The organism is Rubrivirga litoralis, from assembly GCF_031846415.1.
Classification (GTDB): Bacteria; Bacteroidota; Rhodothermia; order Rhodothermales; family Rubricoccaceae; genus Rubrivirga; species Rubrivirga litoralis.
Genome location: NZ_JAVRHT010000026.1, coordinates 38,958 through 53,853, shown reverse-complemented (window position 1 = coordinate 53,853; position 14,896 = coordinate 38,958). Strand labels below are relative to the sequence as shown.

At 76.5% G+C, this 14,896-nt stretch carries 13 protein-coding genes; 1 reads left to right on the top strand and 12 read right to left on the bottom strand.

Annotated elements, in window-relative coordinates; genetic code table 11:
* Positions 1–334 precede the first annotated feature (334 nt).
* From RM540_RS11500 to aroB, 4 genes are all read right to left on the bottom strand, one after another.
* Complete coding sequence (locus tag RM540_RS11500) at positions 335–1,171, bottom strand: SDR family NAD(P)-dependent oxidoreductase (protein ID WP_311664206.1); 837 nt, start codon at positions 1,169–1,171, stop codon at positions 335–337.
* A 118-nt stretch (positions 1,172–1,289) separates the two neighbouring features.
* A complete protein-coding gene (locus RM540_RS11495) occupies positions 1,290–2,381 on the bottom strand; it encodes an alpha/beta hydrolase (RefSeq protein WP_311664205.1) in 1,092 nt (363 codons plus the stop codon).
* Entirely contained in the window at positions 2,374–3,855 is a 1,482-nt protein-coding gene (locus tag RM540_RS11490) for a flavin-containing monooxygenase (protein WP_311664203.1), read from the bottom strand. Before RM540_RS11490 ends, RM540_RS11495 begins: the two co-directional genes overlap by 8 nt.
* Positions 3,856–4,243: 388 nt before the next feature.
* On the bottom strand, positions 4,244–5,374 hold the full coding sequence (gene aroB, locus RM540_RS11485) for a 3-dehydroquinate synthase (protein WP_311664201.1): 1,131 nt from the start codon (positions 5,372–5,374) through the stop codon (positions 4,244–4,246).
* A gap of 195 nt (positions 5,375–5,569) precedes the next feature.
* On the opposite strand from aroB, the gene lysM reads away from it, so the two are divergent.
* Positions 5,570–6,046 (top strand): peptidoglycan-binding protein LysM, encoded by a 477-nt coding sequence (gene lysM, locus RM540_RS11480; protein WP_311664199.1) that lies wholly within the window; start codon positions 5,570–5,572, stop codon positions 6,044–6,046.
* A 624-nt stretch (positions 6,047–6,670) separates the two neighbouring features.
* On the opposite strand, the gene RM540_RS11475 is transcribed toward lysM, so the two are convergent.
* The 8 genes from RM540_RS11475 to RM540_RS11440 all read right to left on the bottom strand — a co-directional run bounded on the left by RM540_RS11475 (position 6,671) and on the right by RM540_RS11440 (position 14,891).
* Positions 6,671–7,960 carry a flagellar hook protein FlgE gene (locus RM540_RS11475; protein ID WP_311664197.1) on the bottom strand — a complete coding sequence of 430 codons (1,290 nt, stop codon included), beginning with the start codon at positions 7,958–7,960 and terminating at the stop codon, positions 6,671–6,673.
* Between the two features lie 114 nt (positions 7,961–8,074).
* Positions 8,075–8,464 carry a TIGR02530 family flagellar biosynthesis protein gene (locus RM540_RS11470; RefSeq protein ID WP_311664195.1) on the bottom strand — a complete coding sequence of 130 codons (390 nt, stop codon included), beginning with the start codon at positions 8,462–8,464 and terminating at the stop codon, positions 8,075–8,077.
* An 83-nt stretch (positions 8,465–8,547) separates the two neighbouring features.
* Complete coding sequence (locus RM540_RS11465; protein WP_311664193.1) at positions 8,548–9,273, bottom strand: flagellar hook assembly protein FlgD; 726 nt, start codon at positions 9,271–9,273, stop codon at positions 8,548–8,550.
* A 12-nt stretch (positions 9,274–9,285) separates the two neighbouring features.
* Entirely contained in the window at positions 9,286–11,175 is a 1,890-nt protein-coding gene (locus RM540_RS11460; RefSeq protein ID WP_311664191.1) for a hypothetical protein, read from the bottom strand.
* Positions 11,172–11,798, bottom strand: a complete 627-nt coding sequence (locus RM540_RS11455; RefSeq protein WP_311664189.1) for a hypothetical protein — start codon at positions 11,796–11,798, stop codon at positions 11,172–11,174. The genes RM540_RS11460 and RM540_RS11455 overlap by 4 nt, the downstream gene beginning before the upstream one ends.
* Complete coding sequence (gene fliJ, locus RM540_RS11450; RefSeq protein ID WP_311664187.1) at positions 11,795–12,250, bottom strand: flagellar export protein FliJ; 456 nt, start codon at positions 12,248–12,250, stop codon at positions 11,795–11,797. The genes RM540_RS11455 and fliJ overlap by 4 nt, the downstream gene beginning before the upstream one ends.
* A 308-nt stretch (positions 12,251–12,558) precedes the next feature.
* Entirely contained in the window at positions 12,559–13,887 is a 1,329-nt protein-coding gene (locus RM540_RS11445) for a FliI/YscN family ATPase (protein WP_311664185.1), read from the bottom strand.
* Positions 13,884–14,891, bottom strand: a complete 1,008-nt coding sequence (locus RM540_RS11440) for a hypothetical protein (protein ID WP_311664183.1) — start codon at positions 14,889–14,891, stop codon at positions 13,884–13,886. Before RM540_RS11440 ends, RM540_RS11445 begins: the two co-directional genes overlap by 4 nt.
* Between the last annotated feature and the right edge of the window lie 5 nt (positions 14,892–14,896).

Genomic DNA, 14,896 nt, shown 5'->3' with positions numbered 1-14,896 from the left:
GGGGAAGAGGGGAAGAGGGGAAGAGGGGAAGAGGGGAACGGGCGGGGCGGCAAAGTTCCGGTCATGCGGTTGTCTCCCAACGTGATCCGGTCGGTGGGGTCATCCGTAGGGACACGACTCGTCGTGTCCGGGTCGAGCGGGGCGGTCCCGCTGCTTGCGCGCCTGCCCAGCGCGGATCCGCCCACGCCCCCGCTCACCCTACGGGCGGGGCGGCCGGTCCTCGCCCGCCGCGCCCCCCGGCACCACCCCGCCCTCAGCGCCACGGGCGGGGCGGGCGCCGCCGGGGCCGCCGCCCCGCCCCCGCGCTGCCGGAATGGGCGAGCACCCTCAACCCTCAACCCACCTCGCCCGTGATCCGCCGGTACTGGCGGCGCATGATCGACCAGTAGCGGCCCGGCGAGAGGCGGGCGAGCGCGTCGCCGGCCTGGGCGTCGGCGCCGATGAGGACGCGGGCCTTGCGGCGCTCGATGCCCCGGACAATGGCGTCGGCGGCCACCTCGGGCTCCAGGCGGAGCGCGTGGTCCGTGAACGCCTTCGTTTTGCGAGCGGCGGCGTCGGCGTCCATGCGCGCGGCCACGCGGCTGCTCGTCGCGATCCCCGTGCGGATCCCGCCCGGGTGGACGACCGTCACGCCGACCGGCGTGCCCTCGAGCTCGTGGCGCAGCGCCTCGCTAAAGCCGCGGACGGCGAACTTGGACGAGGCGTAGGCCACCTGCTCGGCCGGGCCGATGAGCCCGAACAGGCTCGACACGTTGACGAGGCGGGCCTCCGGCTGCTCGCTGAGGAGCGGCAGGAACGCTTTGGTGAGGCCGACGACGCTGAAGAAGTTGACCTCCATCAGCCACCGGAACTCCTTCAGCGACACGTCCTCGAAGTGGCCGACGAGCGAGGCGCCGGCGTTGTTGAGGAGCACGCCCACGCGCCCGTGGGCCGACCGTACGCCGACGGGGAAGGCGCGGACGTCGGCGGCGTCGGTGACGTCGAACGCGTGGCGGCTTACGCGGACGCCGTGCCCCTCGGCCTGCTCGATCGTGGCGTCCAGGCCGGCCTCGTCGCGGTCGGCCAGGGCCAGGTGGCACCCCCGCGCCGCGAGCGCGAGCGCCGTCGCCCGGCCGATGCCGGAGGCCGCGCCCGTCACGGCGGCCACGTTGTCTCGGAGCGGGAAGGGCATCGTCGGGGGCGGGGCGGCGGCACGGTTTGGGTCCGCATCGAGCGGGTCCGAATTCTACGCACACCCGTGGCCGAATGCGTCCGCACGCCGCTCGCAGATCTCGTTGTCAGACGGACCCCTACGCCGCCCCGCCCGCCGCGTGCTCGGCAAGGAACCGCCGCCACCGCCGCGCGACGGCGACGGTCGCCCGCCGCGCCGCCGGGCTCACGCCCGTGAGGTTGACGAACCCGTGCGGGAGCGCCGCCTGCCGGTAGAGCGCGACCGCCCCGCCCGCGCTGTCGAGAGCGCGCGCGTAGGCTTCGCCCTCGTCGCGGAGCACGTCGAACCCGGCCGTCACCACGAACGCCGGCGCGAGCCCGTCGAGGCGACCGCTGATGGGGGAGAGGCGCGGGTCGTCGTCGTCCACGCCCGTCCCGCGCGTGTAGACGTCGAAATAAGCCCGGCGGAGCGCGTCGGGGAGGATGTAGCCGTCGAAGAGCGTCCGCGAGGGGCGGGGCGTCGGGTGGTCCGCCGATGGGTAGATCAGGAGCTGCGCCACGGGACCGCCCCGCCCGCGCACGGCCTGGGCCGTGACCGCGGCGAGCGCCCCGCCCGCGCTGTCGCCGCCGACGGCCACGCGGCCGGGGTCGGCGCCGAGGCGCTCGGCGTGGTCGCGCGCCCACCGGAAGGCGGCCTCGGCGTCCTCGACGGCGGCCGGGAACCGGGCCTCCGGCGCCAGCCGGTAGTCCACGCTCAGGACGGCGTGCCCGGCCTGCCGGCACAGGAGCCGGCACGGCTCGTCGTGCGTGTCGAGGTCGCCCTGCGTGTAGCCGCCGCCGTGGAAGTAAACGACGAGGGGCGGCCGCTCGGCGTGGGCGGGGCGGTAGAGCCGGGCGTCGAGCGGGCCGGCCGCCCCGCCCACGACGAGGTTTTGCACGCGGCCCACGGCCGTCGGCCGCCCCGCCAGCCCGAGCACCTCGCGGCGGAGCCGTGCGCGCGCGCCGACGGGGTCGGCCCGGACGTGGGAGGCGTTGCCCGCGCCGTCGGGGTTGAGCGCGAGGAGCAGGCGGACCGCCGGGTCCAGCCGCTGGCCGTCGACGGCGGGCGCCGGGCCGCCGGGGAGCGCGTCGGCCAGGGCGTCCTGGAGCGGGGCGGGGAGGCGGCCGAGGGCGCGGGCGGCGGCGCCGCGCACGCGGTCGGTGGTCGTGGGCTCGGGCGGACTCTCAGGCATGGACGGGCGCGGGGGCGGGGTGGAGGCGGTACTCGCTCTCGTCGAACGGCCCGACGCGGCGGCGGAACGCGCCCACCCCGCCCGGCCACAGCGCCGCGTTGCGGCCGGTCTCGTCGAGGTACCAGCTTTCGCACCCCGACAGCCACACGGTCCGCTCCATCTGCGCGTCGACGTCGGCCACGAAGGCGGCCTGCGCCTCGGGCCGCGGCTCGACGGCGGCCACGTCGGGCCGGTCGAGGAAGGCGAGGGCGTTGACCAGGTGCTCGATCTGGGCCTCGGCCATCAGGAGCACGGACGAGTGGCCCAGCCCGGTGTTCGGCCCCTGGAGCACGAACAGGTTGGGGAAGCCGGCGACGGTCGTGCCCAGGTGCGCCTTCGGGCTCGCCCCCCAGACCTCGCCCAGCGTCCGGCCGTCGGCGCCCACGAGGTGCTCGGCGAACGGGAATTCGGTCGCGTAGAACCCCGTCGCGAACACGACCACGTCCGCCGGCCGCTCGACGCCGTCGGCCCCGACCACGCCGCCCGGGCGGACCTCGACCGCCCCGCCCGCGACGACCTCGACGTTGGGCTGCGTGAGGGCGGGGTAGTAATCGTCCGAGAGGAGCACGCGCCTGCAGCCCAGCGTGTCGTCGGGCCGGAGCGTCTCGCGCAGGGCGGGGTCCTTGACCTGGCGCCGGAGGTGGAGCCCGAGGACGTGGCCGGCGACGCGCGCCAGGCTCACGTGGCGGAACACGAACCCGAGCGCCTCGTGGTGGACGTAGAGCGACCCGCGGAGCGCCTTCCGCACGAGCGGGACGCGCCGGAGCAGCCGCCGCACGCGCGGCGAGAGCGCCTTGTCGCGGCGCGGGATGACCCACGCCGGCGTCCGCTGGTACAGCGTGAGCCGGCCGACGCGCGGCTGGATCCCGGGGACCACCTGGATCGCCGAGGCGCCCGTCCCGATCACGGCCACGCGCTGGCCGTCGAGGTCCACCGACTCGTCCCACTGCGCCGTGTGGAACGCCGGCCCCTCGAACGTGTCGAGGCCGGGGAGGTCGGGCAGGCGCGGCTCGGCGAGCGCGCCCGGCGCCGCCACCAGGACGTCGGCCGTGAGCGCGCCGCGCGAGGTGTCGAGGCGCCACCGCGCGGCGTCCTCGTCCCACCGCGCCGCCTCCAGTTCGGTCCCCAACGCGAGGTGCGGCCCCAGCTCGAAGTCGCCGACGAGCCCGCGGAGGTAGGCGCCGATCTCCTCGCCCCCGGCGAACCGGCGCGACCAGTCGGGGTTGGGGGCCGCGTCGAGCTCGTAGAGCCGCGACTCGACGTCGCAGGCGGCGCCGGGGTAGCGGTTCTCGCGCCACACCCCGCCCACCTCGTGGGCCCGCTCCAGGACCACGAAGTCGTCCTCGCCCTCCTGCGTCAGCCGGATGGCCGTGGCGAGCCCGGCGAATCCGGCTCCGACAATCGCGACGCGGACGTGGGCGGGGAGGTCAGGCATGGGACGGCAAGGGAGGCGAACCTGGAGGGCGGGGCGGGTCTGACCCGCGGGGCGGGGCGGAGGGTCCCGCGGGCGGTCGCGACGGGCACGTTGCTGTCCCGAGGCGGCGGCAGTCCCCCTCCTGGCCACCGCGCAGCGTCGGCGCAGCCAAGAGGGGATCGGGGTGGTTGTGGGGCGGGCGGGGCGGTCGGAGAAGGCGCCGCCCCGCCCGATGACGGGCACCCGTAGGGACACGACTCGTCGTGTCCGACGCGAGCGGACCCAGAGGGCGGGGCGGTCCTGAACGCCGCCGCCCCGCCCGGACGCCGCGCCCGACGGCGTTGCATGCAACGCCGCTACGACGGGCGCCCCGCCTACGCCGGGGGCGGGGCGGTGGTCTTCCGCTGCCCTACTCGCCGCGGGCGTAGCGCCAGGCCGCGGCGATGGCGTCCGCGGGCACGTCCTCGGCCAGCCGCGCGCGGCCGACGTCGTCGAGGACCACGAACCGGAGCCCGCGCGACGTCCGCTTTTTGTCCGTCTGCATGGCGTCCGTGAGGGCGTCGTCCGAGACGGCCGCGTCGAGGGCGGGCGGGGCGAGGCGGGCGACGAGCGCGTCGGCCCGGTCGAACGGGGCGGGGAGGACGCCGGCCACGCGCCCCGAGGCGAGCGAGGCCGAGAGGTGGACGGCCGCCCGCATCCCCAGCGCCACGGCTTCGCCGTGCGTGAGGGCGCCGTAGCCCGCCTCGCGCTCGACGGCGTGGCCGAACGTGTGGCCAAAGTTGAGCAGCGCCCGGTCGCCGGTCTCGAACTCGTCGGCCGCCACGACCCCCACTTTGACCGCCGCCGCGTCGCGGACGACGCGCCCGAGCACAGCCTCGTCGCGGTCGAGGAGTTGGTCCCAGTCGCGCTCCAGCCGCTCGACGAGCGCCGCGTCCGCGATCAGCGCGTGCTTGACGACCTCGGCCAGCCCGCTCCGCAGCTCGCGGTCCGGGAGCGTTTGGAGCGTGGCCGGGTCGGCGAGCACGAAGCGGGGCTGGTAGAACGCGCCGACGAGGTTCTTGCCCGTCGCGTGGTTGACGCCCGTCTTGCCCCCGATCGCGCTGTCGACCTGGGCGATGACCGTCGTCGGGAGGTGGACGAGCGGGAGCCCGCGGAGGAGCGTGGCCGCGGCGAACCCGGCGAGGTCGCCCACGACGCCGCCGCCGAGCGCGAGGACCGGCGTCTGGCGGTCGACCCCGAGCCTGAGCGCCCAGTCCAGGACGCCCGACCACTGGCCGACGCTCTTCGACGCCTCGCCGGCCGGGACCGCGAGGGCCTCGACGTCCCACCCCGCCCCGCCCAGCGCCGCGCGCACGGCGTCGAGGTAGAGCGGGCCGACCGTCTCGTCGGTGACCACGAGCGCGCGCGGGCCGCGCAGCCCGGCCTCGCGGAGGTGCCGCGCGAGCTCGGCGAGAGGGTCGAAGTGGACGGCGTAGTCGCGGCCTCCGGGGAGGGCCACGACGGCGGCGGGGGGCGGGGTCGAGCCGGGCGGGGCGGGCATGGCGAGGGCGGAGCGGGCCGGAAGATCGCCCCGCCCGGGGTCCGAGAGGGCGGGGCGAGCCGCGCGTTCCGCCCCGCCCCAGGCCGCCCCGCACGGGCGGGGTGGGGGCGCCGCTGACGGCGCCGTCGGGGAACAGCGGAGGCCCGAGCGTCGTGTCGAGCGGCCCCCTCTCTCTCCCCACGCTCCGCCTCTCTTATGGGACTCCTCGACTTTATCAAAGACGCCGGCAAGCAGCTGTTCGACAAGGACGAGAACGCCGCCGAGACCATCAAGAAAGAGGTCGAGCGCGCGCTCGGCAGCAACGTCCCGACGCTGGGCGTCCGCTACGACAAGGGCCGCGTGACGCTCCAGGGCGAGGCCAAGAGCCAGGCGGCCAAGGAGAAGGCTGCGCTCATCGCCGGCAACGTCAAGGGCGTCACGAGCGTCGACGACGACGGCCTCCGCGTGGCCGGTCAGCGCGCCCAGACGGCCGGCGCCACGACCGCGGCCGCGCCCGCCGCCTCGCGCTCGACGTACTACACGATCCAGAGCGGTGACACGCTCTCGAAGATCGCCCAGGACAAGTACGGCGACCCCGGCGACTACACCAAGATCTTCGAGGCCAACCGCGAGGTGATCGAGGACCCCGACAAGATCTACCCGGGCCAGCAGATCCGGCTTCCCGCCGCGTAGCGCCCGACGTTCCGCCCCGCCCGCGCGCCCCGCCGACGTCTCTCGGCGGGGCGCTCGCTGTTTGCCCGCCCCGCCCGTGCCCGCCTCCGCGGGCGGCGCGTACCGCTCGGCGGACCGCCACCCGTACGCCGCGGGCGGAGCGGTGTAGGCGTCGCTCTTCCACCCCGCCCGCGCTCACCCCGCCCTCGGCGCCGGGTACGCCGAGGGGTTCGCGGCCAACTTCGGTCGCTGCTGACTCGGCCTCCAGAACGCGCCCGTAGGCGGGGCGGGGCGGGGTCCATGGGATTCTGTGAACATGGCGTGCACGGCGCGCGGTGTCGTCGTTATCCTTGCGTCACGTTCTTAGACACGGCGACGGGCGTCTGCTTTATCTCTCTCTCCTTCGGCCTGCATCGTCGGGTCCGAATACATATCAGGGAATAAAGTGGTGGAGACATCTGCGGTTCGGAGACGCGGAATTAAAACTTGTCCGTCGGCCCGCTCTTTCTAACCTCCGAAAGGGGGCGGTGCAGCGTCGGGAACGGCGTGGGGCGCCGGCTGCGATTGCAGCCAGCGCCCCATTTTTGGGCACACCGTGGCAGGCGGGGCGGCCTCAGCCCGTCCCTCTACCCATTAACACGCCTCCTAGCGCTTGAGCTGGACGAGCTCCTGGAGCAGCTCATCCGACGTCGTGATCACGCGCGCCGAGGCCTGGTAGCCGCGCTGCGTCACGATCATGTCGGTGAACTCGTTGGCCAGGTCCACGTTGCTCGACTCGAGGGCGCCGGCGACGACCGACGTGTTCACCTCCTGGCCGGCCCGGCCGACGAGGAGGTCGCCGGCCGCGCTCGTGACGCCGTAGAAGTTCTCGCCGCGCTGCTCGAGCCCGTTCGGGTTGTTGACCTGCGCGATCGCGATCTTCGAGACGTCCCGCTGCTCGCCGTTCGAGAAGTTGAGCGAGAGCGTGCCCGAGGGGTCGATCCCGTAGCCGACGAGCCGGCCGGCGGCCTGCCCGTTCTGGCTGCTGATGGTGGCCGTCGTCGAGCCCCCGTACTGCGTCAGCTGGGCGACGTCGAGCGTGAGCGCGACGTCGTCGCCGGCCGTCCCGGGGTAGGTCCCCGTGATGTCGAACGTGGCCGGGTCGGGCGCCGTCAGGTTCCCGGCGTTGTCGAACGTGACGGCCCCGGCCGAGACCGTGAGGTCGGTGGCGGGCACGGGCGGGGTGGCGTTGGCGTCGCCGGCGAGCTGGGCCGAGGCCACGCCCCACTCGTTCGTGGCCGTCTTCTGGAGCGTCGTGACGAGCGTGTGGGCGCGGCCCTGGCCGTCGTAGACCACCTGCGACATGGTGATCTGGCTGTCGAGCGGCTGCGGGTCGGCGGCCGGGTCGAGCGGGGCGGCGTCGAGGTTGGCCGAGAGGTTCCCGCCGATGCCGACCTCGTCCGTCTCCTTCGGGGCCGCGTTGAGCTCGAGGTCGAGCCGGATGTTCTGGAGCTGGCCCGTGTTCAGCGTCCCGTCCGGGTTGTACTGCCAGCCCTGGACCGGGAGGCCGCCGGCGGTCACGAGCTCGCCGTCGGCGTTGAACGTGAAGTTGCCGGCGCGCGTGAGCACGTTGCCGTCGCCGCCCTTGGCGATAAAGTAGCCGTCGCCCGAGAGGGCCAGGTCGGTGCCCACGTTCGTGTACTCGAACGTGCCCTGGCTCCAGTCCTGGTCGACCGAGCCGATCGCGACGCCGGTCCCGATCGACGCCGGGTTGATGCCCGACCCGCCCGAGGAGCGGCCGAGCCCGAGCAGGCGCTGCCCGAGCAGCTCGTTGAAGGCGACGCGGCTGCGCTTGAAGGCGGCCGTGTTGACGTTGGCGATGTTGTTGCCAATCACGTCCATGCGGACCTGGTTGGACTTGAGGCCGGAGACGCCGGTGCGGAGGGAGCGGATCATGGGGTGTGGTGTTAACGGGTCCGCAGCGTCGGTCGGTCGGCTGCGGCCCGGCCTCCCGTGCCCCGCCAGAGTGCGGGGCGTGGGGCCAGCCGGAGTGAGACAAAAAGGGGGGAGCTAGAGCACGAGGGCGCTGTCGATCCCGGTAAAGACGCGGGCGGTGAGGTCGTCCGCAGCGAGGGCCGTCACGACCGTCCGGTTGGGGACGTTGACGACGAAGGCGGCGTCGGATCGGAGCAGGAGGGCGTCGCGGGCGCCCTTGGCGTCGAGCGTCGCCACGGCCTCGCTCATCGCCTCCTGCTGGGGCGGGGTGAGGGAGATGGCGCGCTGCTCGATCCGCTGCTCGGCGTGGGCCGAGAGCGTGAGCGGGCGGGGCGCGCCCTCCTGGGCTCGACGCAGCGCGTCGGCAAACGACGAGCCGGGCGGGGCGGGGGCGCGCGGCGGCGGCGAAGGCGGTCCCGGGCGGGACGGGCCGGCCGTGCGCGTGGCGAGGTGGCGGACGTTCATGGGCGGCGGGCGGGTGACGAGTGACGGGTGATGAGTGAAGGGTTAGAAGGCGTTGGGGCGGGGTGGCGAGGCGGGACGGTCCGCTACCCGACCAGGCTGAGGAGGTCGTTCATCGGGACGCCGTGGGAGCCGATCCAGAAGCGGACGCCGTCGGCCTCGATCGTCACGCGGTCGACGCGGCCCTGGGTAAAGGGCGTCGCCTCGACGGGGTCGCCGGCGGGGTCTGTGGCCTCGACCGTGAACGAGTAGGCGCCCGGCGCCGCGGGCCGACCTGCGTCGTCCAGGCCGTCCCAGGCCGCCGTGTTCCGCCCCGCCCCCAGGTGCCCGAGCTGGAGCGCGCGGACGGGCTGGCCGGCCGCGTCGCGGACGACGACGCGGACGTAGGCCGCCGGGCGCTCCAGCGTCACGCCGACCGTGGCCGGTGCTTGGCCGTCCCACACGGCTCGGTTGCCCTGGGCCTCGACCGTCTTCCCGATGAGGCTGGCCGCCGACGTGAGGTCGCCCCGCTTCGTGAGCGAGTCGGCCAGCTCGCCCTGGCGCAGGGCGGCGTCGTCGAGCCCGGCGGCGAGCTCGGCCAGCGTCTCGCTCTGTGCGCCCAGCGTCTGGCCGATCGACGTCAGCTGCTCGACCGACGTGAACTGGGCCAGCTGCGCGGCGAACTCGTGGCCCTCCTGGGGGTTCAGCGGGTCCTGGTTCGAGAGCTGGGTGACGAGCAGCTGGAGGAACGCGTCGCGGTCGAGCGACTTTTCGGCGCTGGAGAAGACGGCGCCGGTGTCCGGGGGAGCCGAGGGAATGGGGGACGTGGTCATGGCAGGGGAGGGTCAGCCGACCCACTCGTGGCGGGACGCGGCCGGCCGGGACGGCGCGGGCGTGCCCGAGGGAGCGGGGTGGGGGGATTCGGGGCGGGGCGGGGTGGTCGACGGTTGCGGGGCGTCGTCGGAGGGGCGGTCGCTGCCGCCCTGCTCGAAGGAGAGGTCGACGGAGGTCCCGTAGTGTTGTTCGAGCCGGACGCGGATCTCGTCGGCCTGGCCCTGGGCCGCCGCGCGGACGGCGGCGTCGCTGAGGTGGACGGCGACGACGAGGCGGCCGTCGTCGCGGCGCGCGCGGACGGTCAGGCTGCCGTCGCCGTCGCCCAGGTCGACGGCGAGCGTCGCCCACTCGGCCGGCGCCTCCAGCGCGGGGTCGATCTGTTGGGCGAGCAGGGACGACCACGTGCCGGCCGGTCGGGCCGCTGCGCGGAGGCCGGGGCCGGCCGGCGCGTCGGGCGCGCGGGGCGCGGCGGCAACGTCGGCCTCGGGCAGAGCCTCGGCGGCCTCGGCGTCGGCGGGCGCGTCGGGCGGGGCATCGCCCCGCTCACCGTCCTGCCCAGACTCGAAGGCGTCGGCAGACGCGTCGGCGGCCTGGACCGCCCCGCCCGGCGCGTTCTGCGCGGCTCCGCCCGTCGTCTCGCGCGCCGCCCCGCCCGGCGCCTGTGCGGCCTCGGGGGCGGGGCGGAGCCCACGGGCGTCGGAGGCGACCGGCCGCCCCGCCCTCAGCGGAGCGTCGGGGACGTTGTCGGGCGGGGAGGCGGGCGGCGGGAGCGCTGGATCAGTGCCGTCAGAAGGAGCGGGCGGAGCGGCGGTGTGGCGGCGCGTCGCGGCGGGAGCCGGGGACGATTCTGGTGCCGCCGGAGACGTGGGCGGGGCGGTCGGCCAGTCGGCGCCCTGCTCGCTGGCCGTTGTGGAGACACGAGCCTCGGCCTCCACCGGCGTCGCCGGCGTTTGGGCGGGGCGGGCGGGTTCGAGTCGTCCCGACGCCACGCGGACCGTGGCCTCCGCAGGGAGCGGGGTGGTCGCCTCGGGTCGGTCGGATGTGGCGGCCGCACGATCGGGGGGCGGGGCGGCGGCTGTCTGCTCCTCCGCGACGGCGGGGACGGTGGGCGCGGACGGTGCCTCCGTCGTTGTGGCGGGGTGGTTCTCGGCGCGCGGGCTCGCCGGCGCGGCGTCGGCGTCCAGCCTTGGGGCACCGCGCACGATGTCCCTACCGGGTGGCGAGGCGCCCGGGGCGGGAGGGTCTGCCGCCCCGCCCTCGCCCGTTTGGCCCGCGGCCGCCCCGCCCTCGGCCGTTCCGCTCGGGACCGCCCCGCCCGTCGCCAGCGGGTCGGTCGGATCGTGAGGAGGTGACTCGGCCACACGGGCGGGCGGGGTGGCTGGGGCAGAGGCCGCGTCGGCGTCGCTGGGACGGGTCGGGGTCTGTGCCCGCGCCGCGTCTCCCGCGGGCGGGGTCGGATCGGCGGCGGGCGGGGCGGTCGGTCGGGCCTCGCCCTCGTCGGCCGGCGCCGTGGCGGGGCGTGCCGAGGGAGGAGCCGTTTCGGCCGCAGGCGAGTCGTCGCCCTCTGCAGGCCGCTCGGCTGTCTCCGCCGCCCCGCCCGCCGGGCGCGTAGCGGCGCCGTCGACGGCCTCGGCCTCGGCTTCGGGCGGGGCGGCGCTGCTGCCCGTCGGCGCCGAGGGCGGGGCGGGGAGGAGGAGGGCGGGGAGCGGCCAGACGGCACCCGCCGCCGCGTCGTTCTCCTCCTCGGGCGCGGCCGCCGCGTTGTCCGGCGCGGACGGACTCTCGGCGGAGCCCTCGACGGCGCCGAGGAGCAGGCGCGCAAACGTGTCGCCGTCGGCCGACGAGGCGGGGCGGGGAGCCGGGGCGTCCGCCGAAGGCGCGGGCAGGGGAAACACCGTCATGCAGAAGCGCGGCTGGAGTCCGCGGGCGGGGTGGTCGGGCGGGGCGCCGGCGCGGGCCGCGGCGAGGTCGACCGCGACGAGGCGGAGCGCGCCGGCGCCGCCGACCGGGGGCGGCTGGAGCCGTAGGCGACCAGCTCGACGAGCGCGGCGCTGGCCCCGGCCGGAAGCGCCGCGAGCATCTTCGTCCGGTTGCGCGACGAGGCCTGCGTGTAGAGGTCGACCAGGACGCGGCCGTCGAGCTGGACGAGGACGTCGCGGAGCTCGTCGTCTTCGAGCCGGCTGACCGAGCTCGCGAGCTCCTTTGCCCGCTCCTGGCGGTCCTGGCGGACCGTCAGCTCCTGCTCGAGCTGGTCGATCCGCTGGAGGAGCGTGGGGATGCGCTCCTGCGTGCTGGCGAGCTGCTGGCGGAGCTCTCCGAGCTCGTCGAGCGTCACCTGGGAGGCGGTGGCGGCGCTGTCGGCGGCGAGGCGCGCGCGCGCCTCGGGCGTGGCGGCGACCGCGGCCGAGTCGCCGGCGGCGAGTTCCGCCCCGCCCTCGGCGACGTCGGGCAGGACCATCTTGACCCCGTAGAGGCCGGCCCCAAAGGCGGCCAGGGTGATGGCGAGGATGACGGCGATTTTCATCCGTTCGTGCGGAGGCGGCGGCAGTACGCCGCCGTGGCCTGGTCGTCGAGGAACGCGAGCTCGGCCTGCTCGGCGGCGCGGCGGTGGGCGAGCGCCTCGCGGTCGCGGAGCGTGTGGAGCGCCTCCTCGGGCCGGCGCGCCTCGACGAGCGCGGCGCGGGCGGCGTCTTCGTGGTGGTGCGCGGATTCGAGCGCGCGGCGGGCAGAGGCGCGGTCTCGGAGCGCGGCCTGCTGGGTCGCTGCGAACCGGCGGAAGTCGCCGGGCGCGGCGGCGCCAGCGCTCGGCGCCCGCTCGGCGAGGGCGGGGAGGGCCGCCTCGACGTGGGCGAGCCGGGCCTCGTGGCCGCGCCGAGCGTGGAGCGCGGCCGCCAGCGTCTGCTCGGCCTGCCGCGCCGCGTGGCCGCGGACGGCGAGGACGTGGTCGAGCGAGAACTGGAACTCTTTTCCAGGCATGGGCAGGTCGTACCGGAAACGGGGGCGGGGTGGGGGCGAGGCGGGCCGCGGGGGCGCCACGGGGGGGAGTGGCAAAGGCCGGACCAACCCGCCCCGCCCGCCCCAGACCGCCGCGCTCGCGGGCCGCCGAGGCGGTCACCACCCCGCCCTCACCACGCGTCTGGTCCATCGTCAACACCTCCCGCCGCCCCGCCCCCGGCCGACGTCCGTCCCCCTCCTCACCCGTCTCCGAGCCTCAGGAATGAGCACGAGCCACGAACTCACCGACCCACCGATCTCCTGACCCACTGACCGCGCCACCCCGCCCGCTACAGCCCGGCGAGCACGGCGGCGAGGTCGGCGGCGGCGTCGGGCGGGGGCGGCTCGCCGACCGTCTGCTGGAGGAAGGCCGCGAGGGCGGGGTGGGCGTCGACGGCCCGGTCGGTCGCGGGGTCCTGGCCGCGCTCGTAGGCGCCGACCCGGATAAGGTCCTCGACCTTGGCGTAGTCCGCGAGCAGGCGGCGGGCCTCGTCGGCCGCGCGGCCGTGCTCGGGCGTCGTCACGCGCGGCATGACGCGGCTCACGCTCTGGAGCACGTCGATGGCCGGGAAGTGGCCGGCCTGCGCGAGCGTCCGCGAGAGGACGACGTGGCCGTCGAGGATGCCGCGCGCGGCGTCGGCGACCGGCTCGTCCATGTCGCCGCCGTCGACGAGGACGGTGAAGATGCCCGTGATCGTCCCGCGCTCGCCCGGCCCGGCGCGCTCCAGGAGGCGGGGAAGGAGGGCGAACACGCTGGGCGTGTAGCCCCGCGTCGTCGGCGGCTCGCCGACGGCGAGGCCCACCTCGCGCTGGGCCTGGGCCACGCGCGTGACCGAGTCCATCATGAGGAGGACGTCCTGGCCCTGGTCGCGGAAGTGCTCCGCGATCGCCATCGAGACCGAGGCGCCCTTGACGCGGCTCATGGCCGCCTGGTCGCCCGTGACGGCCACGACGACGGACCGTGCGAGCCCCTCCGGGCCGAGCGTGTCCTCGACGAACTCGCGGACCTCCCGGCCCCGCTCCCCGATCATCGCGATCACGTTGACGTCGGCCTGGGCGCGCCGGGCGATCATGCCCAGGAGCGTGCTCTTGCCCACGCCCGAGCCGGCGAAGATCCCGATGCGCTGGCCCTTCCCCAGCGTGAGGAGCGCGTCGAGCGAGCGGACGCCGGTCGCGAGCGGCTCGGCGATGAGGCGGCGCGTGAGCGGCGACGGCGGCTCGGCGTGGACCGGCTGCTGGCCCTCGACGCGGAGCGGCCCGCGCCCGTCGATGGGCCGCCCCGCCCCGTCGACCACGCGGCCCAGGAGCGCCAGCCCGACGGGCACCGTCAGCGGGAGCCGGGCCGGCTCGACGAGCCCGCCGGCCCGGAGCCCGGCCGTCGGTTCGAGCGGGATGAGCACGGACGTCGCCTCGCGGATGCCGACCACCTCGGCCTTGACGCGCCGGCCGCCCGGCCGCTCGCCCTCGTGGAGGTAGCACAGCTCGCCGAGCGCGGCCTGGAGGCCGGTCGCCTCGACGAGCAGCCCGACGACCGAGCGGATGCGGCCGTAGGCGGCGGGGCCGGCCGGCGCCGTTCGCAGCTGGGCCAGCGCGTGTTCGAGGGCGGGAGGGGCGGTCATGCGGTCTCGGAGTGGGCGGCGACCGCCCCGCCCGCGTCCTCGACCACCCCGCCCGCGGCGGCGTCGGTCTCCGCCCCGCTCGCGGCCTGCGCGTCGAGGGCGGGCGCGTCGAGGTCGGTCGGGGCGGGGTGGGCCAGCGTGGGCGGGGCGGGCGGCACGTCGTGGGCCGCCTGGAGCAGGTCGAGCCGGGCGCGGAGCCCGTCGAGCAACTCGGTCCGCACGCGGCGGACGACGGCCGTGCTCGACGCGGCGGCCCAGTCGCCCTCGGCATAGGCGTCGTCGGGCGCCCAGCGGAGGGCGGGGTAGGCCGCCGAGGCGCCCTCGACGACGCCGCCCTCCTGGAGGCGCAGAAAGTCGACGGGGTGGAGCCGTACCGTCAGGCCGTCGCCGTCGGCGAGCCCTTCGAGCGCCTGCACGACGGCCCGGTCGGTCGCCTCGCGGGCGGCGGCCGAGAGCGGGGCGGCGGCGAGGAGGTCGGCGGCCTCGACGGCGAGCGCCACCAGCTGGCGCTCGACGCGCTCGTGGTGGCCGCGCCAGACGGCGGCGAGCCGGTCGAGGTCGGCCGCGGCCGCCGCGCGGAGCGCGTCGAGGGCGCCGCCGAGCTCGGCCTCGGCCGCGGCGCGGCCGGCGGCGAGCCCGGCCTCGCGGCCCTCGGCGCGGGCGGCCTCGACGGCGGCCGCGTGGCGGATCTGGGTTTCGGCCTCGGCCGCCGCCCGCACCTCGTCGGCCGACGGCTCGGGCAGGGCGGGCGGGACTTCGGGCGCCGGCGCCGGGGGCGGCGCGAGCCGCGCGGCGCGGACCGAGACGGCCGCCCCGCCCGGGACGACCGCCTCGCGCCCGAGCACGCGCGGGCGCTCGGGCGGGGCGGCGGGGCCGTCCGGCCGCGGGGCGCCGCGGACGACGCGGGGCGGCGGGGCGACCACCCCGCCCGCGGCGTCGTCGGAGGTGGCGGCGGGAGCCTCCGGGGGCGGGGCGGCGGACCGTTTGAGGACGCGGGGGAGCATGGCGG